Annotated in this window: 24 protein-coding genes; 7 read left to right on the forward strand and 17 right to left on the reverse strand. The window is 69.3% G+C overall.

Annotated features, from left to right (window positions below):
- Window positions 1–45 precede the first annotated feature (45 nt).
- Window positions 46–822, forward strand: a complete 777-nt coding sequence (locus tag ND450_RS34185; protein ID WP_253322428.1) for a pentapeptide repeat-containing protein — start codon at window positions 46–48, stop codon at window positions 820–822.
- Between the two features lie 82 nt (window positions 823–904).
- Window positions 905–1,900: an NADH:flavin oxidoreductase/NADH oxidase gene (locus ND450_RS34190; protein ID WP_089918779.1), complete on the forward strand. Its 996-nt coding sequence runs from the start codon at window positions 905–907 to the stop codon at window positions 1,898–1,900.
- Window positions 1,901–1,973: 73 nt separating this feature from the next.
- On the opposite strand, the gene ND450_RS34195 is transcribed toward ND450_RS34190, so the two are convergent.
- On the reverse strand, window positions 1,974–2,162 hold the full coding sequence (locus tag ND450_RS34195; protein ID WP_191297952.1) for a DUF3073 domain-containing protein: 189 nt from the start codon (window positions 2,160–2,162) through the stop codon (window positions 1,974–1,976).
- Window positions 2,163–2,335: 173 nt separating this feature from the next.
- Here ND450_RS34195 and ND450_RS34200 point away from each other — a divergent pair, with 173 nt between their 5' ends.
- Entirely contained in the window at window positions 2,336–3,196 is an 861-nt protein-coding gene (locus ND450_RS34200; protein WP_089918783.1) for a hypothetical protein, read from the forward strand.
- Here the strand turns inward: ND450_RS34200 and ND450_RS34205 are convergent.
- From ND450_RS34205 to ND450_RS34225, 5 genes are read right to left on the reverse strand one after another with little or no spacing between them, the layout of a single operon-like run.
- Window positions 3,139–4,320 carry an MFS transporter gene (locus tag ND450_RS34205; protein WP_253322429.1) on the reverse strand — a complete coding sequence of 394 codons (1,182 nt, stop codon included), beginning with the start codon at window positions 4,318–4,320 and terminating at the stop codon, window positions 3,139–3,141. The two genes, ND450_RS34200 and ND450_RS34205, sit on opposite strands and share 58 nt — an antisense overlap.
- A 43-nt stretch (window positions 4,321–4,363) precedes the next feature.
- A complete protein-coding gene (locus ND450_RS34210) occupies window positions 4,364–4,933 on the reverse strand; it encodes an aerial mycelium formation protein (protein ID WP_089918787.1) in 570 nt (189 codons plus the stop codon).
- A 60-nt stretch (window positions 4,934–4,993) separates the two neighbouring features.
- Window positions 4,994–5,818, reverse strand: coding sequence for a 3-keto-5-aminohexanoate cleavage protein (locus ND450_RS34215; RefSeq protein ID WP_089918789.1), 825 nt, complete (start codon window positions 5,816–5,818; stop codon window positions 4,994–4,996).
- 18 nt (window positions 5,819–5,836) lie between these two features.
- Window positions 5,837–6,898, reverse strand: coding sequence for a folate-binding protein YgfZ (locus tag ND450_RS34220; RefSeq protein WP_253322430.1), 1,062 nt, complete (start codon window positions 6,896–6,898; stop codon window positions 5,837–5,839).
- Window positions 6,895–7,284: a Fur family transcriptional regulator gene (locus tag ND450_RS34225; RefSeq protein ID WP_371927799.1), complete on the reverse strand. Its 390-nt coding sequence runs from the start codon at window positions 7,282–7,284 to the stop codon at window positions 6,895–6,897. The genes ND450_RS34220 and ND450_RS34225 overlap by 4 nt, the downstream gene beginning before the upstream one ends.
- A 72-nt stretch (window positions 7,285–7,356) precedes the next feature.
- Here ND450_RS34225 and ND450_RS34230 point away from each other — a divergent pair, with 72 nt between their 5' ends.
- Entirely contained in the window at window positions 7,357–8,199 is an 843-nt protein-coding gene (locus ND450_RS34230) for an aminodeoxychorismate lyase (protein ID WP_253322432.1), read from the forward strand.
- Window positions 8,200–8,211: 12 nt separating this feature from the next.
- On the opposite strand, the gene ND450_RS34235 is transcribed toward ND450_RS34230, so the two are convergent.
- From ND450_RS34235 to ND450_RS34280, 11 genes are all read right to left on the reverse strand, one after another.
- Window positions 8,212–10,698: a glycosyl hydrolase family 18 protein gene (locus ND450_RS34235; protein WP_253322433.1), complete on the reverse strand. Its 2,487-nt coding sequence runs from the start codon at window positions 10,696–10,698 to the stop codon at window positions 8,212–8,214.
- Window positions 10,699–10,831: 133 nt separating this feature from the next.
- Window positions 10,832–11,683, reverse strand: coding sequence for a biotin-dependent carboxyltransferase family protein (locus tag ND450_RS34240; protein WP_253322434.1), 852 nt, complete (start codon window positions 11,681–11,683; stop codon window positions 10,832–10,834).
- Window positions 11,680–12,267: a 5-oxoprolinase subunit PxpB gene (pxpB, locus tag ND450_RS34245; RefSeq protein ID WP_253322435.1), complete on the reverse strand. Its 588-nt coding sequence runs from the start codon at window positions 12,265–12,267 to the stop codon at window positions 11,680–11,682. The genes ND450_RS34240 and pxpB overlap by 4 nt, the downstream gene beginning before the upstream one ends.
- Window positions 12,268–12,550: 283 nt before the next feature.
- On the reverse strand, window positions 12,551–13,162 hold the full coding sequence (locus tag ND450_RS34250; RefSeq protein WP_253322436.1) for an FABP family protein: 612 nt from the start codon (window positions 13,160–13,162) through the stop codon (window positions 12,551–12,553).
- A gap of 480 nt (window positions 13,163–13,642) precedes the next feature.
- The gene (locus ND450_RS34255) at window positions 13,643–13,942 is read right to left on the reverse strand and encodes a DUF1416 domain-containing protein (RefSeq protein WP_253322437.1); all 300 of its coding nucleotides are present in this window, start codon (window positions 13,940–13,942) and stop codon (window positions 13,643–13,645) included.
- Window positions 13,942–14,787, reverse strand: a complete 846-nt coding sequence (locus ND450_RS34260) for a sulfurtransferase (RefSeq protein WP_253322438.1) — start codon at window positions 14,785–14,787, stop codon at window positions 13,942–13,944. The genes ND450_RS34255 and ND450_RS34260 overlap by 1 nt, the downstream gene beginning before the upstream one ends.
- A gap of 31 nt (window positions 14,788–14,818) precedes the next feature.
- On the reverse strand, window positions 14,819–15,286 hold the full coding sequence (locus ND450_RS34265) for a DUF4395 domain-containing protein (RefSeq protein ID WP_089918811.1): 468 nt from the start codon (window positions 15,284–15,286) through the stop codon (window positions 14,819–14,821).
- Window positions 15,287–15,328: 42 nt separating this feature from the next.
- Window positions 15,329–15,406: a putative leader peptide gene (locus ND450_RS46120; protein ID WP_371927800.1), complete on the reverse strand. Its 78-nt coding sequence runs from the start codon at window positions 15,404–15,406 to the stop codon at window positions 15,329–15,331.
- A gap of 79 nt (window positions 15,407–15,485) precedes the next feature.
- Window positions 15,486–15,893, reverse strand: a complete 408-nt coding sequence (locus ND450_RS34270; RefSeq protein WP_253322439.1) for a thioredoxin family protein — start codon at window positions 15,891–15,893, stop codon at window positions 15,486–15,488.
- The gene (locus ND450_RS34275) at window positions 15,890–16,711 is read right to left on the reverse strand and encodes a DUF2993 domain-containing protein (RefSeq protein ID WP_089918816.1); all 822 of its coding nucleotides are present in this window, start codon (window positions 16,709–16,711) and stop codon (window positions 15,890–15,892) included. The genes ND450_RS34270 and ND450_RS34275 overlap by 4 nt, the downstream gene beginning before the upstream one ends.
- Window positions 16,708–17,445, reverse strand: coding sequence for an alpha/beta hydrolase (locus tag ND450_RS34280; protein ID WP_256557335.1), 738 nt, complete (start codon window positions 17,443–17,445; stop codon window positions 16,708–16,710). The genes ND450_RS34275 and ND450_RS34280 overlap by 4 nt, the downstream gene beginning before the upstream one ends.
- Window positions 17,446–17,604: 159 nt before the next feature.
- Between ND450_RS34280 and ND450_RS34285 the strand changes: the two genes are divergently transcribed.
- The 3 genes from ND450_RS34285 (at window position 17,605) to pstS (ending at window position 20,564) form a co-directional block, all read left to right on the forward strand.
- The gene (locus ND450_RS34285) at window positions 17,605–18,363 is read left to right on the forward strand and encodes a response regulator transcription factor (RefSeq protein ID WP_089918821.1); all 759 of its coding nucleotides are present in this window, start codon (window positions 17,605–17,607) and stop codon (window positions 18,361–18,363) included.
- 10 nt (window positions 18,364–18,373) lie between these two features.
- Entirely contained in the window at window positions 18,374–19,249 is an 876-nt protein-coding gene (gene mshD / locus ND450_RS34290) for a mycothiol synthase (RefSeq protein WP_253322441.1), read from the forward strand.
- A 199-nt stretch (window positions 19,250–19,448) separates the two neighbouring features.
- On the forward strand, window positions 19,449–20,564 hold the full coding sequence (gene pstS / locus ND450_RS34295; RefSeq protein WP_253322442.1) for a phosphate ABC transporter substrate-binding protein PstS: 1,116 nt from the start codon (window positions 19,449–19,451) through the stop codon (window positions 20,562–20,564).
- Window positions 20,565–20,597 lie beyond the last annotated feature (33 nt).

The raw sequence follows: 20,597 nt of genomic DNA on the forward strand, positions 1-20,597 counted from the left end.
CAGCGGATACCGCTGTGAGAGGGCTTTCGCGGATGATGACCCTCCGTGAGCAAGCGGATGGTCCGGCTCGGGGCGGTCGCCCTGGTCGTGCTCGGTGTCGCCCTGCTGGCTTCTCCGCGATCGATGGTCTTCGGAGGGCTGCTGGTCGTCGCCGGAGGTGCGCTGGCCTGGTTGCAGGTCAGGGACGGCCAGCTGGTCACCCGCTACCGCCAGGCCGTCGAGAACCTCGGCAGCGACCAGGCCGAGGTGCGGATCGACGGCCTGCACGCGCTGGAACAGATCGCGAAGGAGGCGGCCAGGAGCCGCGTGCTCGTCGACGACACCATCGGGGACTTCCTGCGCGAGCGGTCCCCGTGGCCGACCGACCAGCCGCCGGGGCAGGCCGGGGCGAGCCCGGACGTGGAGAAGGCCCTGGCGATCCTGCTCGGCCGGCCCGGCGCGGCGGTCGACCTGTCCCACGTCGACCTGCGGGGTGCCGACCTGGGCAAGCGGGAACTGGCGGGAGCGGTGGCCCGCCGGTCGAACCTCGCCGGGGCGCGGTTGTTCGGCACGTGCCTCGACCGGTGCGTCCTCGACGCCACCGACCTGACGCAGGCGGACCTGCGCGGGGCCTCCCTGCGCGAGGCCTCGCTGCGGGTCGCCCACCTCGAAGGCGCGGACCTGCGCGCCGCCGACCTCACGGACGCGGACCTGCGCGGCGCCGACATGCGTGCCGTCAACCTGGACAAGGCCGTCCTGACCGGGGCGCGCGTCAACCGCGGGACGCTCTGGCCGCCCGACTTCACGCCGGCCCGTGTCTCCGCGTCGTTGTTCAGTGACTGAGACGACCCGTCGGTGGGGAACAACCCGCCGAGCCGCTCCCTTGAACACTTAGTTAGGTCTACGAACGTTCGAGGGAGCTCTCGTGAGCCTGTTGTTCTCCCCGCTGACCCTGCGCTCGGTCACGCTGCCCAACCGCATCGCGGTCAGCCCCATGTGCCAGTACTCGGTCGAAAAGGAAGACGGCGTCCCCACCGACTGGCATCTCGTCCACCTGGGTTCCCGGGCGGTCGGTGGCGCCGGGCTCGTCATGGCCGAGGCCACGGCCGTCGAGGCGCGCGGCCGGATCTCGCCGCAGGACGTCGGCATCTGGAACGACGAGCAGGTCGAAGCCTGGAAGCCGATCACGAAGTTCATCAAGGAGCACGGCTCGGTGCCCGCGATCCAGCTCGCGCACGCCGGCCGCAAGGCGATCGGCGACTGGGTGCCGGTGGCGCCCACGACGGAGCCGTTCCCCGGCGGTAACCAGCCGGAAAAGCTCACCCACCACACTGCGATCGTGAAGGCGTTCGTGGACGGTGCCCTGCGCGCGCTCGAAGCCGGCTTCGAGGTCCTCGAGATCCACGCCGCGCACGGTTACCTGCTGCACGAGTACTACTCGCCGCTGACGAACGAGGGCAGCACCGAGGAACGCATCGCCGTCCCCGTCGAGGTCACCGCGGCCGTGAGGGCAGCGGTCGGCCCGGACGTGCCCGTGATCGTGAGGATCAGCGGCACCGACTGGGTGGAGGGCGGCTGGACCGCCGACGACAGCGTCGTGCTGGCACAGGCGCTCAAGGCAGCGGGTGCTGACCTGATCGACGTGTCCAGCGGTGGCAACACCGCGCAGGCGGACATCCCGATCGGGCCCGGCTACCAGGTGCCGCTCGCCGAGGCGGTGCGACGCAAGGCAGACGTGCCCACGGGTGCGGTCGGCCTGATCACCGAGGCGAAGCAGGCCGAACAGATCTTGACGGACGGTTCCGCCGACCTGGTCCTGCTCGCGCGCGAACTGCTCCGCGACCCGTACTGGCCGCTGCACGCGGCACAGCAGTTGGGTGTGGAGGTCAGGGCGCCGAAGCAGTACGCCAGGGCGTTCTGAAAGAGCCCTCAGAGTTCAAGGGCTGGGCGCCGGGGTTACCGGTTGCCCAACCCTTGAACTCCGAAGGCTGAATTCAGCGACGGTAATCGTCGTAGTCGTCGTACGGGTCGTCGTGTGGCTCGTCGCCACCACCACTCCCGTTCGCCGACCTTTCATCAGTCGACAGCTCGCGCTGCAACGCAGCGAAGTCGGTCTCATGAGAGCTGTATTTGAGCTCCCTGGCGACCTTCGTCTGCTTGGCCTTAGCTCGGCCGCGCCCCATGGCTCGACCCCCTCGCACAGGGACGGGGGCGGCCGGGGGAACGGCGGCCCCACTCGTCTCGACAACTGATTCCTGGTAACTACCGTACCGTGCCGATGGGGTTCCTCGCGACGCGGTAGGCGTGACACGTACCGCCAAATCTCGCTACCGCCCCCGAGTGGAAGGATGCACAGGTGCCCAGACCGTTCGTCGCCTACCTACGGGTGTACGAACCGTTATCGGTCTTGGACGCAAAGCTAGCTTCCAAGGTGGAAAAAGCCCTGGAAGCGGGCCCGATCCCCCGGTCGGAGGCAGGCGACAGGGAACGGGAGCTGTGGTTGCGATCACAGTTGGGACAAAAGCTCCTCCCGGGCGAGTCCTTCGACGTCATGACGATCAGTCCGGCCGAGGTTCCGACCTCCGAGGCCGCGAAGGTCGGCCCCGCTCCGCTCGTCTGCCCGCTCGACATCAGGGCCCGCTCCGCCGCCGCCCTCGTGGGCTTCCTGGCGACCGCTCCGCCGATCCTGCAGGACGCGGCCCTGAACCTCTCCCCGGAGACGGTCCGGGCCCGCGCGTCCGCCGTGATGGCCGAACTCGCCGCGGGCGCCGTCCACGTCATCTCCACGACCTGGACGATCCCGCTCCCGTGGTTCGCCCTCGTGGACCCGGCCCAGCGCCGGGTGGTGCTCGCAGGCTCGCAGGACGACCCCGAACGGCAGGTGTCGTGGCGGGTCGCCATGGCGGATGCCCGGCGCCGCGTGGCACGGGCCCTGAAGGTCGTGAAGCGCTCGCTGGGCGACGAGGGCCCGGCCAAGGTCCTCGCCGACACGGGCCGCTGGCTCGAGCACTTCCACCCGCACGCGGCCGTGGAGCTCGACTACGGCGGCCTGGTGCAGCTGCTGGAGGACAAGGACCTGCTCGAGGACACCTCGGCGGCCGACGTGAACGCCATCGTCGACGCCCTCGAGGCCGACGACGCCGAAGAGGTCGCGCTGCGCTACGAGTCGCTGCGCGAGTTCTGGAGCGAACTGGCCCGCAGGGAACGCCACGGCTGAAGCAGCACCCGCGCGGTGACGGCGCACACGGCCGCGAGCACCATCGCCGCCGGCCAGCCGACCGTCACGGCGACGAAGCTCGCGACGAACGGGGTCAGCGAGGCGCTGAGGTAGTTCGCCGAGTTCTGCATGGCGATCGCGGTCGCACTGCGGCCGTCCGGCGCGAGCTCACCGGCCTCGGTGACCGCGAGGCCGTTCCAGCACAGCGCGAAGAGCGAGGTCGGCACCAGCACCGCGACCAGCAGCGGCAACGGCGCCTGGTCCAGTGCCGCGACCAGCACGAACCCGCCCGCGGTGACCAGCGAGACGATCTTCAGCGGCCCGATCCGGCTGCGTGCCCTGTCCGACCACACGCCCGCGGCGAGCCGTCCGGCGCCGCCCAGCACCTGGGCGACGGCGAACACGGCCGCAGCGGCCGTGACGCTCATGCCGCGGTGCTCGTGCAGGAGAGGCACCGTCAGGGCCGTGGCGGTGAACTGGGGCACCACGAGCAGGCCGCTGGCGAGCGACAGCCTCAGCAGCCGCGGGTCCCGGAGCACCAGGCCGTGCTCGGAGCTCCCCCGGATCGCGCCAGGGGGCTCGCGAACCAGCAGCGCCACCGCGAGCGCCACGAACGCCGTCACGCCCGCCAGCACGACGAACGCGGTGGGCACGCCGGCCGAGAGGGCGATCCCGGGCAGGACGGCCGCGGTGAACGCCGCGCCGAGCGGGGTCGCCGTCTGCCGGACGCCCATGGCGAGACCGCGCGACTCCCTGCTGAACCACGACATCACCGCTCGCCCGCTGGCCGCGTTGACGCTCGCGCCGAACAGACCGGCGCCGAGCAGCGCGAGACCGGCGAGCCAGGCGTTGCCGAGCGCCACTGCGAGAAGACAGGCCGCGGCACCCACGCCGCCGATGGTCATCACGAGCCGTTCACCGCGTCGGTCCGCGAGAACTCCCCACGGCACGAGAGCGATCATCGTGCCGAGGTTGACCGCACCGAGGAGCAGCCCGACCTGCGGCAACGTCAGGGAGAAGTGCTGCTGGAGCTGCGGGCTGATCGCGGGCAGGCCGAGGAACACCGCCGCGTTCGTGCCCTGCGCCAACGCCCCGACAGACAGCACGACCCAGCGGTACCCCATGAGGGCACGCTAGGTCGGCTGCTCAGAAAGTGGAACGGTTGTCTTACTTCTTGGGACGGTGGTGGCCGCGCTCGGCAGCCAGCAGCTCGTCCACCGACGCGCTCCCGCGCTGGTAGCGCGAGGCGATCTCGGAGTTGAGCCTGTCCACCACGACCTGCACCTCACGCCGCCGCACCGACACGGACGCCTCTTCCGAGATGAACGTCTCCAGCACCTCGCCGAGGCGTTCGTCCGTGAGCGAGCTCACGTCGGAGAGGTCCACGTCGGAGATGAGCGCCTCAACGTGCCGTTGATGCGCGTCAGCACGTGACGGCTCGTGGGTCTGGTACCGACCGAGGCCGGTCGCGGGACCCACGGCGTTCGTGGACAGGATCGTGGCCAGTTGGTCGACCACCGCAGAGCCACCGGAGCTGCGGCGCTCTTGTTCGGCACGCACGATGTCGATGCGTGCGTGCAACAGCCGCCGCAGGTAGGACAGATCTGTCTCTTCCTGCGCGGCCTCGTCGCGGAGTTCGCGCACCTCGACGAGCGGGCGCTGCTCGACGCCCTCCGTGTAGTCGGGGGCGAGCACCCGGTCGATTCGGCGGCGCCCGCCAGGACGCACCTCGATCACGTGTCCATCCTGCGGTAGATCCTCCTCACCCGCCAACACATCCCATGCACCAAACTTGTCTCAAATGTGCACACCCAGCAGCTTCCGCGCCTCGTCGGGCGTCAGAGCGGGTCGCTGGGCGATCTTGGAAAGACCTGCCGCACGTGCCACGAGCTGTGCGTTGTCCCGCACCGGCACCCCCCGCGAGTAGCTGACGGTGTCTTCCATACCCACTCGGAGGTGGCCACCCGCACCCAAAGCGGTGAACATCACCGGCAGGGTCGTCCGGCCGATCCCGGTGGCTGAGAACGTGGCGCCGTCCGGCAGTGCGTTGACGGCCGCGACCAGCGTCGCCGCGTCACCCGGCATGCCACCGGGCACCCCCATCACGAAGTCGACGTGCACGTGCCCGCCCGCGGGCAGGCCGTGCTGGTCGAGCAGGCGCTTCAACGAGGCGAGCTGCCCGATGTCGAAGATCTCGTACTCCGGGACGATGCCGCGCTCCTGCATGCCCTTGTGCAGGGAGACGATGAACTCCCAGCGGTTCAGGAACACGTCGTCGCCGAAGTTGACGGTGCCCATCGTGCAGGACGCCGAGTCCGGCATCGCCTCCAGCACGCGCAGCCGGTTCTCCTCGGGGTCGTGCACCGACCCGCCGGTCGACAGCTGCACGACGAGGTTCGTTTCGGAGCGCAACGCCTCGACGGTGGCCTTCAGCAGACCCAGGTCCAGCGACGGCTTGGTGTCTTCGCCGCGGATGTGGACGTGGATCATCGCCGCGCCGACCTGCTCGCAGCTCTGCGCCGTCTTGACCAGCTCTTCCAGGGTCACCGGAAGCTGCGGGACGTCGGCTTTCGCGTGCTCCGCTCCGGTGGGAGCGACAGTGATGAGCGTGCCCAGGGACATGCCCCGGACTTTAGGGCGTCAAGCCCTCAAGTTGCGAACAGCTTCCCGGCCCAATCCGGGCGTGTCCGCGGGCACCGAGTCGGGGTCGATCCGGGCCGCGACCTCACGTTCGGGGGCACCCGCGGTCAGCTCCGCGTCGACCGGTACGGACCGCTTGACCAGCGCCAACGCGATCGCGCCGAGCTCGTGGTGCAGTGCCACACTGCCCACCCGGCCGACCGGGCGGCCGTCCAGCACGACCGGATCACCGGGCTCGGGCTGGGCATCCGCAGAACCATCCAGGTGGAGTAGGAGCATCCGCCGGGGCGGGCGGCCCACGTTGTGGACCTTCGCGACCGTCTCCTGGCCGCGGTAGCAGCCCTTGTTCAGGTGCACGGCCGGGTCGATCAGGCCGACCTCGTGCGGGATCGTGCGCTCGTCGGTGTCGATGCCCTGCCGTGCGCGCAGCGACTCGACCCGCAGCGCCTCGAACGCGTAGCTGCCCGCGGGGCGCGCGCCGGCGTCCGTGATCTTCTGCCACCACGCTGCCTTGTCCTCGCGCGGGACCAGCAGGTCGAACGAGTTCTGGCCGGGCCACGAGGCGCGCCGCACGAAGCCCTCGCCCAGTGCGTCGGCGCCCTTCGGGAGCGGGATGTCGAGCTTCTCCAGCAACGCCGGGGCGTCCGGGCCGGTGATCGTCAGCAGCGCGAACTCGGGGGTGGCGTCGCGCGGCTCGACCTTGGACCAGAAGACCATCTTCTTGAGGTACGCCAGCAGGTCGTCGACCTTCTCGACGTCGAGGAACACGGTGCCGCCGACGTTCGCGACGACCATGTGGTGCTCCAGCCGGCCCTGGGCGTCGAGGATCAGCGCCTCGGTCGCCGCGCCCTCGCCGAGCTGCTCGAAGTGCTGGCTCGTGAGCTGGTGCAGCCACTTGAGCCTGTCCTCGCCGGGGATCGCGACGACACCGCGGTTCGAGCGGTCGACGACGACCACCGAACGGGCGGCGGACCGCTGTTCCGCGAACGGGTCCCCGTAGTGCCAGGCCACGCCGGCATCGATGGACTCGTCGGGCGGCGGGACGGCTCCTGGGAGGGTCACTCGGTCTCCTGCTCCTGCTTCAAGCAGTCGCGGCACGTGCCGGACAGCGCGAGATGAGTTGCATCAAGTTCGAACCCGTCGCGCCCCCGCAATGTTCCGACCAACGGGTCGAGAAGCTCACACGGGATCTCCTGGACGGAGCCGCACACGTGGCACACGAGGTGCACGTGCTGGTGCTCGTCGACCGAGTAGCTCGGCGCGCCGTGGCCCAGGTGCGTGTGCCGCACCAGCCCGAGCCGGTCGAGCAGGTCGAGCGTGCGGTAGATCGTCGTGATGTTGACCGTCGGCGCCGTCTCCTGGACGCGCGCGCAGATCTGCTCCGGAGTGGCGTGCTCCAGCGCCCTGACCGCGTCCAGCACGAGCTGGCGCTGCGGCGTCATCCTCATGCCGCGGTCGTGCAGCGTTTTCCGCAGGCCTCTTGCGGTCTCCACGCACCCGATGTTAGTAGGCTCGCTCACATGCGCGTGCTGGCACTGCTCGACGGAACCCTCGCTGACCCCGACTCGCCGCTGATCCGCGTCGACGACCTCGGGCTGATGCGCGGTGACGGCGTCTTCGAAACGATCCTCGTGGTCGGCGGGAAGCCCCGCGAACTCACGCCCCACCTCGACCGGCTCGACCGGTCCGCGGCCATGCTCGACATGGCACCGCCGCCCCGCGCCGAGTTCGAGCGCGCGGTCGAGCTCGTCATCGGCAACTGGACGGGCGGTGAGGAGTTCGCCCTCAAGCTCGTCTACACCCGCGGCGTCGAGGGCGGCGACGGCACGCCCACCGGTTTCGCGCTCGGCATGGAGATCGGCGCGAAGGTGCTCAAGCAGCGCGCCGACGGCCTGTCCGCCGTGACGCTGGACCGCGGCATCGACCCGGGCCTCGCCGACCGCGCGCCGTGGCTGCTGCTGGGCGCGAAGACGCTGTCGTACGCGATCAACATGGCCGCGCTGCGCGAGGCCGAGCGCCGCGGTGCCGCCGAGGTCGTCTTCACGACGTCCGACGGCTCGGTGCTCGAGGGCCCGACCTCGACGCTGATCCTCGTGCGCGGCAAGACCCTGGTGACGCCGCCGTCGAAGCTCGGCATCCTGCCCGGCACCACGCAGTACGCGCTGTTCCGCGCCGCCGAGCGCGCCGGCTGGACCGTGCTCGTGGAGCCGATCCAGGCCGGCGAGCTCTACGACGCCGAGGGCGTGTTCCTCGCGTCCAGCGTCCGCAAGATCACGCGGGTCACGGTGCTGGACGGCAAGCAGCTGCCCGACTCGTCGGCCCTGCTGACCGAGCTGCAGGGCCTGTACGAGTCCGAGTACTGATCGTTCCGGGGGTTACCTGAGTCCGGCGTCGACCGCGGCCATCAACGGGCCGCGGTCACCGGACATCTCCCAGAACATCGCGCCCAGCAGGTTCTTCGACTTCAGCCATGCGGTCTTCTTCTGGATCGACCACACGTCGTCGAAGGTCCACCACTGGTTGCCGGTGTAGCAGGACGTCGCCACGGCCACCTCGTCGTGGAAGACGGTGCAGTTCGGCACCGACGCCACGAGGTTGGCGTACCCGCGCGTGCCCGACTCCTCCGGGAACTGGCCGGGAGCCGCGCCGCCCGCCTGCTGCCACTCGCCGTTCTTCCCTCCGTTGACCACGTTCTGCCAGCCGCGACCGTAGAACGCGAGCCCGAGCGTGATCTTGCGGGACGGCACGCCCGCGTCGAGGTAGGCCTGCACGGTGCTCTCGACGCTGAACTTGGTCGTGTACGGGTCGTCCGGGTCGGTGTAGAGGTTGCCCTGGTGACCGGTCCGGTTGGGCTCCCACGAGTTGTCGCTGCCGGAGCCGTGGAAGTCGTAGCCCTGGACGTTGAAGATGTCCATCGACTGCGCGACCCGCCCGAGCTCCCAGCCCGCCTCGATCTTGCCGGGGTCGGCCGGGGTGAACGCGGTGAGCTGGTAGCGCTTGCCCGTGGTGGTGCTCAGCGCGTCGAACTGCCGGCGGAACTCCTCGATCAGCAGGGTGTTGTTGACCTTGTCCTGCGGCCCGAAGTGGTTGCCCGCGTGGCCTTCCGCGCCCGGCCACTCCCAGTCGAGGTCGATGCCGTCGAAGATGCCCGCCGCACTGCCAGGGCCGCCGGCGCCGTTGTACACGGGAAGGTTGCCCTTGATGTAGATGTCGATGCACGACGAGACGAACTTCTTGCGCGCCGCGTCCGTCGCCGCCACGTCGCTGAAGTACTTGGAGTAGGTCCAACCGCCGAGCGAGATCAGCACCTTGAGGTGCGGGTGCTTCGCCTTGAGCTTCTTGAGCTGGTTGTAGTTGCCGCGCAACGGTTCCCAGCCGCTGTCCGCCACCCCGTCGACGGACTGCGCCGCGCTCATCGGCCTGCTGTAGTCGGCTTCCGCGTCACCGGCGCCGTCGCCCTGGTTCGGGTCCTGCGGGTTCGGGCTCGTGCCCTTCGTGACGCCGTGCAGGCACGTCAGGTTGACGGGGTCGATGTTGCCGAACGCGTAGTTGACGTGCGTCATCTTCGCGGCGTCCATGTCCTTCACGAAGTACTGGCGCCCGTAGATGCCCCACTGCACGAAGTAGCCGACACGGGCGTATCCGCCGACGATGTCACCAGTGCGCTCGTTCAGCGCGTTGCTCGGGGACGAGACGTTGTCGTAGAGGTCTCGTGCCCTGACGGTGAACGTGTAGTTCGTCGACGGCGACAGGCCGCTGACGACGGCTGTGGTGCCCGCGACCGTGGTCTTGACGGTGCTGCCGACGTAGACGTCGTAGTTCGCGACGCCCTTGTTGTCCGTGGACGCGTTCCACGCCAACGTGATGCTGCCCGCGTCCTTCGCCGTGGCGCGCAGGTTGCCCGGCGCGGTCGGCGGGGTGGTGTCGTCGGCGGGGTTGTTGGTGGTGACGGGGAGGACGGTGCTCGCCGGGCTCAGCGTGCCCTTGGAGTCCTTGGCGCGCACCGTGAACGAGTACGCCGTGTTCGGGGTGAGGTCGGTGACGGTCGTGGACGTGGTGGTGGAGGTGCCGACGACGTTGGTGCCGTTGTAGACGTCGTAGCTCGCCACCGGCAACGAGCCCGGCGTGGAGGCGTTCCACTGCAAGCTCACCGTGCGCGTGGTCTTCGTCGGCGACGTCAGGTTCGTCGGCGCCGTCGGCGGGGTGTCGGCGCTGCCGTCGCAGTTGGCGTTGCTGATCCGGCACGTCACCGGGTCGACGTTCTGGCTGATGGAGAACGTCGGGCTGTACGGCTCGGTGCTCGCTCCCGCGTTGATGGTCTTGTTGTAGTGGGCGGGGGTGACGGTGACCTGGGTGCCGTTCTGGGCGACCGTGCCGTTCTGGCCGTTGTTCACCGTCACGCCGGCGGGCAGCGTGAAGGAGATCGACCAGTCGGTGACCGCTGTGGTGCCGTGGTTGCGGACGACGAACTTCGCCGTGCCGCTCGCGACCGAGTACTCGGCCGTGAGCCCGGTGGGTGCCGGCGGCGGGGTGCCGCTGCCGTCGCACGCCATGTTGTTGATCGTGCAGGTGGTCGGGTCGGCCGCGGCGCTCAGCGCGAACGTCGGGCTGTACGGCTCGGTGTTGCGCCCGGCGGGGAGGTTGTTGATGTAGAAGGCAGGAGTGAGCGTCACTCTCGTGCCGTTCTGCGTGATCGTCGCGTTCTGGGGACTGGACGCGGTGACACCGGCCGGGAGGTCGAACTTGATCGACCACCCGTTGAGCGCGGCCGTGCTCGCGTTGGCGACCACGAACTTGCCACTCGTGCCGGTGCGGGAGAAGGTCGCGGTGATGCCGGTGGCGGCCTGTGCAGGGACCGCCAAGGCCAGCAGGGCGACCAGAACCGTTAACAGTGCAGGGATTCGGCGCATGCGGAACTCCAGTTTGGTAGAGATTCCGCGGCGGCCTGGTGGTTACGGTATTTGGTCTGGACCACTAACGTCAATGCTCCGGTGCTCAGCCGACCGGACGGAAGATGACGGTCGTCCCCGGCCGCGCCTGGCCGAGAAACCGCAGGTGGTCGCCGTCGACGACGCCGATGACGGGGTACCCGCCGGTCGTCGGGTGGTCGTTGAGGAACACCACGGGCTGCCCGTCCGGCGGCACCTGGACCGCGCCGGTGATCATCCCCTCGCTGGGAATCTCCCCGTCACGACGATTCAGCTTCGTCCCGTTGAGCCGCGCGCCGACCCGGTTGCTGCGGTCCGACACGGTCCACTCGCCTTGCCGCAGCTGGGTTTCCGCGTCCTCGAACCAGTCGTCGCGCGGCCCGAGCCGAATGGGGATGACCAACGTTTGCAGTGCCCGGTGAGGCGGCACGACATCGGCGCCTCGAGCTGGTTTCGGTGTACCGAGTTGCAGGACGTCGTTGTCCCGCAAGGGCTCTGGACCGATTCCGGACAGCAGGTCGGTGGACCGGCTGCCGAGCTCCTGCGGCACGTCGACGCCACCGGAGAGGGCGAGGTAGGTGCGCAGCCCGGTCTGCGGGGTGCCGATCTCAAGTGTCTGCCGCGGCTTCAGGTGCACCGGCTGGTGGGAGTCGGCGAGCCTGCCGTCGACCCGGAGCTCGGTGGGCGGCCCGGTGACCGCGATCGTGCAACTGGTGTCCGCTTCGAGCACGAGCCCGCCCAGCAGCAACTCCAGCCCGGCGGCACTCTCGGCGTTGCCGACGAGCCGGTTGGCGAGCTTGAGCGACTCCTGGTCGAGAGCACCGGACGGCGGCACGCCCAGGTGCGCGTTGCCGGGCCGGCCGAGGTCCTGGACCAGCGCCTGCGGCCCGGTCTTGATGATCCTGATCCGGCGCCTCATGCGACCACGAACCTGACCAGGTCGCCGGGCTGCAGCAGCGCGGGGGTCTCGGCCTTGGCGTCGAACAGCGTGATCTCGGTGCGCCCGATCAACCGCCAGCCGCCCGGTGTCGCCCGCGGGTAGGCGGCGGTGAACTCGCCCGCGATGCCGACCGAGCCCTGCGGCACCTTCGTGCGCGGCGAGTCGAGCCGGGGCTGCTGGAGCGGGTGTGGCAGGCCGGTGAGGTAGCCGAAGCCGGGGGCGAAGCCGCAGAACGCGACCTCGTAGGTGGCGTCGGTGTGGAGCTTCACGACCTCGTCCGGGGTGGTGCCCGCCGTTTCGGCGACGAGGTCGAGGTCCGGGCCGTCGTAGACGACCGGGATGGTGATCTCGCGCGGGTGCGTGGTGGGGGCCTTGGTCAGGTCCACCGCCCTGAGGGCCTCCCTGACCGCGGGTAGTGCGCCCTTGACCAGCACCGTTCTCGCGGCGGGGACCAGTTCCTCGATGCCGTCGAGTTTCTCGAGGGCGGCGCGGACGGCCGCGACCTCGGTCAGTGAGTCGACCTCGACCAGGAGCGCGTCGGTTCCGCAGCGCCGCAGAAGCATGCCCCCATGTTACGGGGAATCGTGGGATTGTTGAACAATCCGACACGCGAATCGTTGAACAATCCGTGGTGGCGGGTGGGTGATGGATGGTGGGTGGGCCGCCCACGGGTCACGCCGACGCCCAGGTCCAGCCAGCCGCCGGGTCCAGCCTGCACCGTTCCGTCGGCGGTCGGCTCACCAACCGCCACTTCATCCCGCCGTCCCAGCTGACCGTCGGCCCTCCAGCAGCCGTCCCAGCTCGCGTCCCACACCTGGCGGCCAGCCCAGCCGGCCGCCGTCACAACTACCCGACGATGCGCTTGAGGTGCGCCGACGCGTGCGGCTGCATGTCCTGGCCCATCATGGCGCGCTCCTCGACGTACGCGAGGTCGCCGTTCACGACGCCGTACAGGCGCTGCGCCGCCTTGACCTCCTTGGCCGAAGCGGAGCGGATGACCGCGTCCGTCTCGAACTCCCAGGACGTCTGCGTGCGCACCTTGCCGTAGTACAGCTCGACGATGCCCGTGTTGTGGGTCAGCAGGAGCTCGATCGTGTCGTCCTCCTGCGGACGCCAGAACCCCTGCTCGCGGGCCGCGGGACGGATGACCTCGCCCGCCTCGTTGAGCAGCCACGACCGCGCCTCGTAAACGAGGAACGGACGGCCGTCGTGGGCGAACGTGATCTGCTGGCCGAAGCGGAACGGGCCGTCGATCGTCGGGTAGACGACCTCGCCCTCGCCGCGCCAGACACCCACGAGCGGCAGCACGCCCAGCAGGGCGTCGTTCAGGTTCGCGCCCTCGCGCAGGTTCGCCGTGTCGCCGGGGATCGGCATGTCGGTGAACTGCGGGAGGTTGCGTTCCCTGGTGGCCGCCGCGCGTTCCTCCGCCAGGCGGATGGCCTCGTCGCCGCTGCTCATCGCTGGTCGGAGTAGAGGCGGTAGACGACGTAGCCGGCGAACCACATAACGGCGATCGTCACTAGCACCAGGAGTCCGGTGAAGATGTGTTCCACGGGGTAAGGATATCTCGACTGGTTTGACGTGCAGGGTTGTGGTGGTGGACGACACCGCTGCTGCTGCTTGGCGGCGTGTGGATTCGGGCGCCTGTCGCGGCTTCTGCGTGGCTGCTGTTGCGTGCGGCCTGGTCGCCTTGAGTGCTTCCCCCGGGGCTCTGCCCCAGACCCCGGCAATCTGAGATGGGGGCCAGCGCCGTGGGCAGGTAGATGGCACGCCTGTTGCGTAGAGCGGCCCACCGCCGGTTCCTCTTTGCTAAAGGCGGCTCGCCTGCGGCGTCGCACCGATCGCACGGCTCGGCTCCGGCATCGCGGCCATCAGGTGCCCCGACGCCGAAGGCCCTGGCGGTGACACACCGCCAGGGCCTCCCACGTACCGATCAGGTCAGGCGACCGCGATCTCCACCGCGTGCACGCCCGGACCGGAGGCCGACACGTCGGCCTGCCCGTTGCCGGAGCGGTGCAGCGCGCGGACGGTCCAGCTGCCCGGTGCGGCGAAGAAGCGGAAGTCGCCCTCGGGTGAGGTGACCACCTCCGCGGTGAACTCGCCGGTCGAGTCCAGGAGGCGGACGAACGCGCCGCCTACCGGGGTGCCCTCGGAGAGGACCTTGCCCTCGAGGACCGTTTCCGTGGTCGAGACGTCGATCGAGCCGCCCTGGGCGGGGGCTCCGCAGCCGTTGGTCATCAGGACTCCTTGCCGGAACCGAGCTCGATCGGCACGCCGATGAGCGAGCCGTATTCCGTCCACGAACCGTCGTAGTTCTTGACGTCCTCGTGGCCCAGCAGCTCGCGCAGGGCGAACCAGGTGTGCGACGAGCGCTCGCCGATGCGGCAGTAGGCGATGGTCTTGCGGCTGCCGTCGAAGCCCGCCTCGGCGTAGAGCTCGCGGAGCTCCTCGTCGGACTTGAAGGTGCCGTCCTCGTTGGCCGCCTTGGACCACGGGACGTTCACGGCCGACGGGATGTGGCCGCCGCGCTGCGCCTGCTCCTGCGGGAGGTGGGCCGGGGCGAGGAGCTTGCCGGAGAACTCGTCGGGGGAACGGACGTCGACGAGGTTCTTGTTGCCGATGGCGTCGACGACCTCGTCGCGGAACGCGCGGATCGAGAGGTCCTGCTCCTGCGCGGTGTAGGAGGTGGCCTCGCGCAAGACCTCTTCCTTGTCGAGCGGACGGCCGTCGAGCTCCCACTTCTTGCGGCCGCCGTCGAGGAGCTTCACGTTGGTGTGGCCGTAGAGCTTGAAGTACCAGTACGCGTAGGCCGCGAACCAGTTGTTGTTGCCGCCGTAGAGGATGACGGTGTCGTCGTTCGAGATGCCCTTGGCGGACAGGAGCTTCTCGAAGCCCTCGCGGTCGACGAAGTCGCGGCGGACCGGGTCCTGGAGGTCGTTCTTCCAGTCGATCTTGACGGCGCCGGGGATGTGCCCGCCGTCGTACGCGGTGGTGTCCTCGTCGACCTCCGCGAACACGACGCCCGGCGTCTGGAGGTTCTCCTCGGACCAGGCGGCCGAGACCAGCACGTTCTCACGGCTCATGGGAAGTTGCTCCTGTAGTAGTGCGGTGTCGTTATTGCGGTCGAGCGAGTGCAGGCACGTACCTGCGCAGCACGAGGTACATCTCGCACCCGAGGCACAGGCCCAGCGCCGCGTTCAGCAAGGCCGCCACCAGTGCGAAACCGGTGGCCACCATGCCGAGCGTGGTGAGGCCGGTGGCGTAACCGAGGGTGCCGATCAGTGCGAAGACGAAGCCGACGCCCTGCGCGAACCGCAGCGGGGCCGCCTCTTCGCGCTCGGTGGTCGGGGTCAGGCGGGGCTGGATCGCGTAGCGGTAGACGTGACCCCACGGGTTCAGCTTCAGCGAGATGAACGCGCACATCGCGAAGAGCACCGTCTGCGCGGCGAGGAGACGCCACCAGCCGGTGAGCAACACGATCGCGAGGATGACGGTCGTCATCCAGGCGGAGAAGCGCGGTCCGCGCGGGTCTACAGGGGAGTCTTTGAGCACGACGACCTCCGGGCAAACGGACGAGGGCATTCAGTCCGGCAGAGGTAGCTGATGGGCGTCAAGCAGCCCAGTTCAGCCCGTCGTGCGACACAGGCTGCTGCGCACGCGGCACAGGTCAACCGCGCGTCGCTTCGTGAGCAGCAAGGTCATGGCAGCGAGGGTAGTCCTCAATCTCTCGGTGCGGGAGGTATGTCCACTTGATGGAACAGCGCAGGTTCACCCGACCGGATTAGGGCAAATGCGGGCGCAATGCCTCGAGCAACGAGTCCCGTTTCGGCACGCCGCCGACTCGCAACACCTCGGTCCCGTCGGCCGTCAGGGCCAGCGTCGTGGGGGTGCGCATGACGCCCAGCGAGGTGGTGACGTCGGGGAGGTTCGTGACGTCCAGTTCGGCGTGGGTCAGGCCGTCCGTGCGGTCGGCGAGGTCGCGCAGGATCACCTTCGCGTGCCGGCACGGCGCGCAGAACGTGGTGGAGAGCTGCACCAGTGTCACCCCCGGCGCGAGCAGGTCGCGCACGGGAGCGGGCAGGTCGGCAGCCACAGGACGACGGGAGATGCGGCCCTCGCGGACCTTGAGCAGCACGGCGAGCGCGCCGGCCACGGCCAGCGCGCCCAGGAGCGCCCACACACCTGTCATCGCTGGCTCAAGGGTACGTTCGCGATCTCGCCGGACAGCTTGAACGAGCCGCTTTCCACCTCGACGGCCGTCGGCGTCGCCCCGAACGGCAGCGTGCCGGGGTCGATCTTGATCGCCAGCGCCTGGCGCAGCTGCGGGATGATCTGCTTCAGCGACGCGTCGTTGAGCTCGATGTCGTCGATGTTGATCTGGATGGCACCGCTGACCAGTGCGATCTGCCCGTACGCGGTGAGCGTGACGACCTTGCCGGCGACGTTGGTCTCGCCGGAGAGCTTGATCGCGGCGGTCGTCTTCGGGGCAGCCGGGTCGGCCGGGGCCTGCGTGGCGGCGGCGCGGTTGTCCGGCTCGATCGAGAGCTTGTCGAACGGCGTGACCTGGTTCGCGAGCCGGTTCAGGTCCATCGCCTTGATCCGGACGCTGCCCTTGACCGTGTCGATGGTCGCCTTCGAGACGTTGCCCGCGAGCAGGTCCGAGAGCTCGACGCGGGTGTGCAGCAGATCCGCCTCCACGTCGAGGTCGCGCAGGTCGACGCCCTGCTGCTCGTTGCGGATCGGCACGCCGTACGCGCGGATCTCCACGTGCTTGTAGTCGCCGCGCAACGCCTGCAACGTGAACGGGAACCCGTTGATGCGCACCGACGGGTCCTCGTTGAGCTGCAGCTTCTCCCGCATCCGCTGGGCGATCTGGTACTCGCCCGCGGCCGCCAGGGCGAAGTCGGCCGCCACCAGCAGCACGCCCAGCACGATCACTGTGATGATGAGGAACTTCCCACGGCGTGACTTCTTCTTCCGCGGCCGTGCGGGCGTCTGCGCAGTCATCCCTCGTCCTCGACGTTAACGGCGATCCATGCCGCCATCCGGTCTACCAGGTCTGGAGTCGCGGCCGATTCGGCGTGCCGCATGCCGGGTTCGATCCACAACTCGGCATGTCCGGAGGACGCGCGGTGCAGCGACCTGGCGTGCTCCACCGAGAAATAGTGGTCCAGGTCACCGTGCACGATCAGCAGTGGGGTCGGCGTGATGCGGCCGACCACCTCCAGCGGACTCTCCGGCGCTTGTACCCAGCTCTCGCCGAGCCGAACCCCCAGCGCACGGGCCGCGAGCTTGCCGTGCGGCTGCTCCAGCAGCCAGTGCACCCGGCGCATGGGAGCGGTCTCGCGCGACCACCACCGGGCGGGCCCGCTCACGGAGACGACGGCGTCCGGCCTGGTCTCACCCAGTGCCGCGTGCCGGAGCACGATCGACGCGCCCATCGAGAACCCGATCGTGGCGATCTTCGAGTAGCCCAGCGAACGGGCCGTCCGCACGGCCGCCTCGATGTCGTGGACCTCGTCCGCGCCGACCGTGGAGCGCCCCTCGGAGCGTCCGTGGCCGCGGAAGTCGAACGCGACGACACCGGCCCTGCGGGCCATGCGGGCGAGCACGCGGGCGACGTACGGCCGCCTCACGTTGTTCGTGAACCCGTGTCCCACAACGAAAGCGACATCGCTTTCACACTTGTGGTGGACGCCGTGCAGGCGCACTCCGTCATGTGACATGGATGTAACAGGCATGACGTCTGTGGAAACAAGTGTGAGCACGGCTTCTTGACCTGGGACTTTCTCGGGGTGCACCGGTATTGTCTCCGTCATCCGCAGGCAACGGGGCCCGGTCACCGTACGCCGCTGGTCTGGTTCAGGTGACCGACCACGGCCGATTTGGAGGGCGCCGCGATGAGCATCGACGTGCTTCTGCTGACGACAGACCCGGACCCGGAGGCTGTGCTCCCCGCGCTGGCTCTGCTGCCTCACGCCGTGCGCCCCTTGCGCCCGGAGGTCTCCGCGCTCCTCGAGGCGGGTCCCCACGACATCGTGCTGGTGGACGCGCGCACCGACCTGGTCGGCGCCCGCTCGCTGTGCCGCCTGCTCGACTCGTCCGGTGTGGACGTGCCCGTGGTGGCGGTCGTCACCGAGGGCGGTCTGGTCGCGGTCAACTCCGACTGGTCCGTCGACGAGATCCTGCTGCCGAACTCCGGCCCGGCCGAGGTCGACGCCCGCCTGCGCCTCGTGCGCTCGCGCCGCGGCACGACCCAGCCCGGTGGCGACGGCGCGCTGCAGCTCGGCGACCTCGTGATCGACGAGGCCACCTACACCGCGCGCCTCAAGGGCCGCCCGCTCGACCTCACCTACAAGGAGTTCGAGCTGCTCAAGTACCTCGCGCAGCACGCGGGCAGGGTCTTCACCCGCGCCCAGCTGCTGCAGGAGGTCTGGGGCTACGACTTCTTCGGCGGCACCCGGACGGTCGACGTCCACGTGCGACGGCTGCGCGCGAAGCTCGGCCCCGAGCACGAGGCGCTCATCGGCACGGTCCGCAACGTGGGCTACAAGTTCGTCCGCCCGCCGCGTCCCGGCTCGACCCGCCGGCCCGACGTGGCCGAGGTGGAGATGGACGACTCCGCCCGTGTCCTGGATGAGCGTTTGATCGCGCGGTAGGTTCGCCTGTGTGGCGCAACTGAGCTGGTTCGAGGAGCTGACGGCCGACCAGGCCGCCGAGGTGACGTGGCTTTTGCAGGCCGCCGAGAGCACTGACGGCGTGGCCCCGGTCGGCGAGGCCGTCCGGCTGCGCATGCGGCCGGGCGCGACGGGCAGCAGGCACCTCCTCGCGCACCTGGACGGGCAACTCGCCGGGTACGCGCACGTCGACCTGATCGGTGACTCCGGCGGCAACAAGGTCGCGGAACTCGCCGTGCACCCGCAGCACCGCCATCAGGGCGTGGGCGAGGCACTGGTGAAAGCGCTGCCTCAGGACTCACTGCGCATCTGGGCGCACGGCGGCCACCCGGACGCCGAGCGGCTCGCCGAGAAGCTCGGCTTCCGCAAGGTGCGTGAGCTGCTGCGGATGAGGCTGCGCGTCGAGAACGACCTCCCCGAGCCCAAGCTGCCCGAGGGCCTCACGATCCGGGCGTTCGTGCCCGGCAAGGACGAGGCCGCGGTCGTCTACGTCAACCACCGGGCGTTCGACTGGCACCCCGAGCAGGGCGCGATGTCCATCGAGGACGTCCGCGCCAAAGAAGAAGAGGACTGGTTCGACCCGGAGGGGTTCCTCCTCGCGTTCGACGCCGACGACAGGCTCGCGGGCTTCCACTGGACGAAGGTGCACACGCCCGAACTGGGCGAGGTCTACGTCGTGGGCGTCGACCCGGACCGCCAGGGCGGTGGCCTCGGCCGGGCGCTCACCCTCGCCGGCCTGCGCCACCTGCGCGAACAGGGCGTCAAGGAAGTGATGCTCTACGTCGAGTCCGACAACTCGGCGGCGGTGCGCGTGTACACGAAGCTCGGCTTCACCCTTTGGGACGCCGACGTCCAGTACGCGCGGTAGTCAACGGACCGTCACAAAACGCATACGCGCTGGTCACGCAATCACTCGTTCGGCCGTGTGACCCGTCACTTCCCGTCCTGTGTTCACCTCCCGTTCACCTTGTCTAGGTGGGTTGTCCACCCTGGCTACCTACCTTCCACAACGAGCGGCGGCGTCCGTCGCGAAACCGCTACTGCTTTCCGCAAGGTGGAGGACCAAGGTGAAGATCCAGCGGCACGGTGCCGTGCTCGGCCTCGTCGCGGCCAGCGCGCTGCTGCTCAGTGCATGTGGCAGCGACAACAACGCGCCGGCGGGTGGCACGAACAGCACCTCGTCGAACGCTGCCTCTGTGCCTGTCGAGTGCGGTGGCAAGACCAAGCTCAACGCTGAGGGCTCCTCCGCGCAGAAGAACGCGGTCGACGCGTTCGTGCAGGCCTACCAGGCCGCCTGCCCCGGTGTGGACCTCGCCTACAACCCCTCCGGCTCCGGCGCGGGCGTGAAGAACTTCAACGCCGGCCAGGTCGACTTCGGTGGCTCGGACTCCGCCCTCAAGGAAGGCGCCGAGACCGAGGCCGCCGCCAAGCGCTGCCAGACCAACCCGGCGTGGAACCTCCCGCTGGTCTTCGGCCCGGTCGCCATCGGCTACAAGGTCTCCGGCGTGGACAGTCTCGTGCTGGACGCCAAGACCACCGCCGCGATCTTCTCCGGTGCGGTCAAGAAGTGGAACGACCCGGCCATCAAGGCGCTGAACGGCTCCGCGGCCCTGCCGGACAAGGACATCGCGGTCATCTACCGCTCGGACGAGTCGGGCACCACCGACAACTTCCAGAAGTACCTGAAGGTCGCCGGCGGCTGGACGAAGGGTGACGGCAAGCAGTTCAAGGGCGGTGTCGGCGAGGGCAAGGAGAAGTCCGCCGGTGTCGCGCAGGCCGTCGGCTCCATCGACGGTGCGATCACCTACGTCGAGTGGTCCTTCGCGCAGGACAACAAGCTCTCGATCGCCAAGATCGACTCCGGTGCCGGTGCGGTCGAGCTGAACGCCGAGTCGGCGGGCAAGGCCATCGACGGCGCGAAGGTCAAGGGCGAGGGCAACAACCTGGTCCTCGACCTCGACTCCATCTACGGCTCCAAGGCCGCCGGTGCGTACCCGCTGCTGCTCGCGACCTACGAGATCGTGTGCTCGAAGGGCTACGACGCCGACACCGCGAAGGCCGTCAAGGCGTTCCTCACGGTGGCCGCCACCACCGGTCAGCAGCAGCTCGCCGACGCGGGCTACGTGCCGCTGCCCAAGGCGTTCCAGGACAAGATCCTGACCGCTGTGAAGGCGATCGCCTGAGGTTGATGCGAAACTTCGGCTGACGCAGACGCG

Origin of the sequence: Lentzea sp. HUAS12 (assembly GCF_024125735.1) — a bacterium.
Classification (GTDB): domain Bacteria; phylum Actinomycetota; class Actinomycetes; order Mycobacteriales; family Pseudonocardiaceae; genus Lentzea; species Lentzea albida.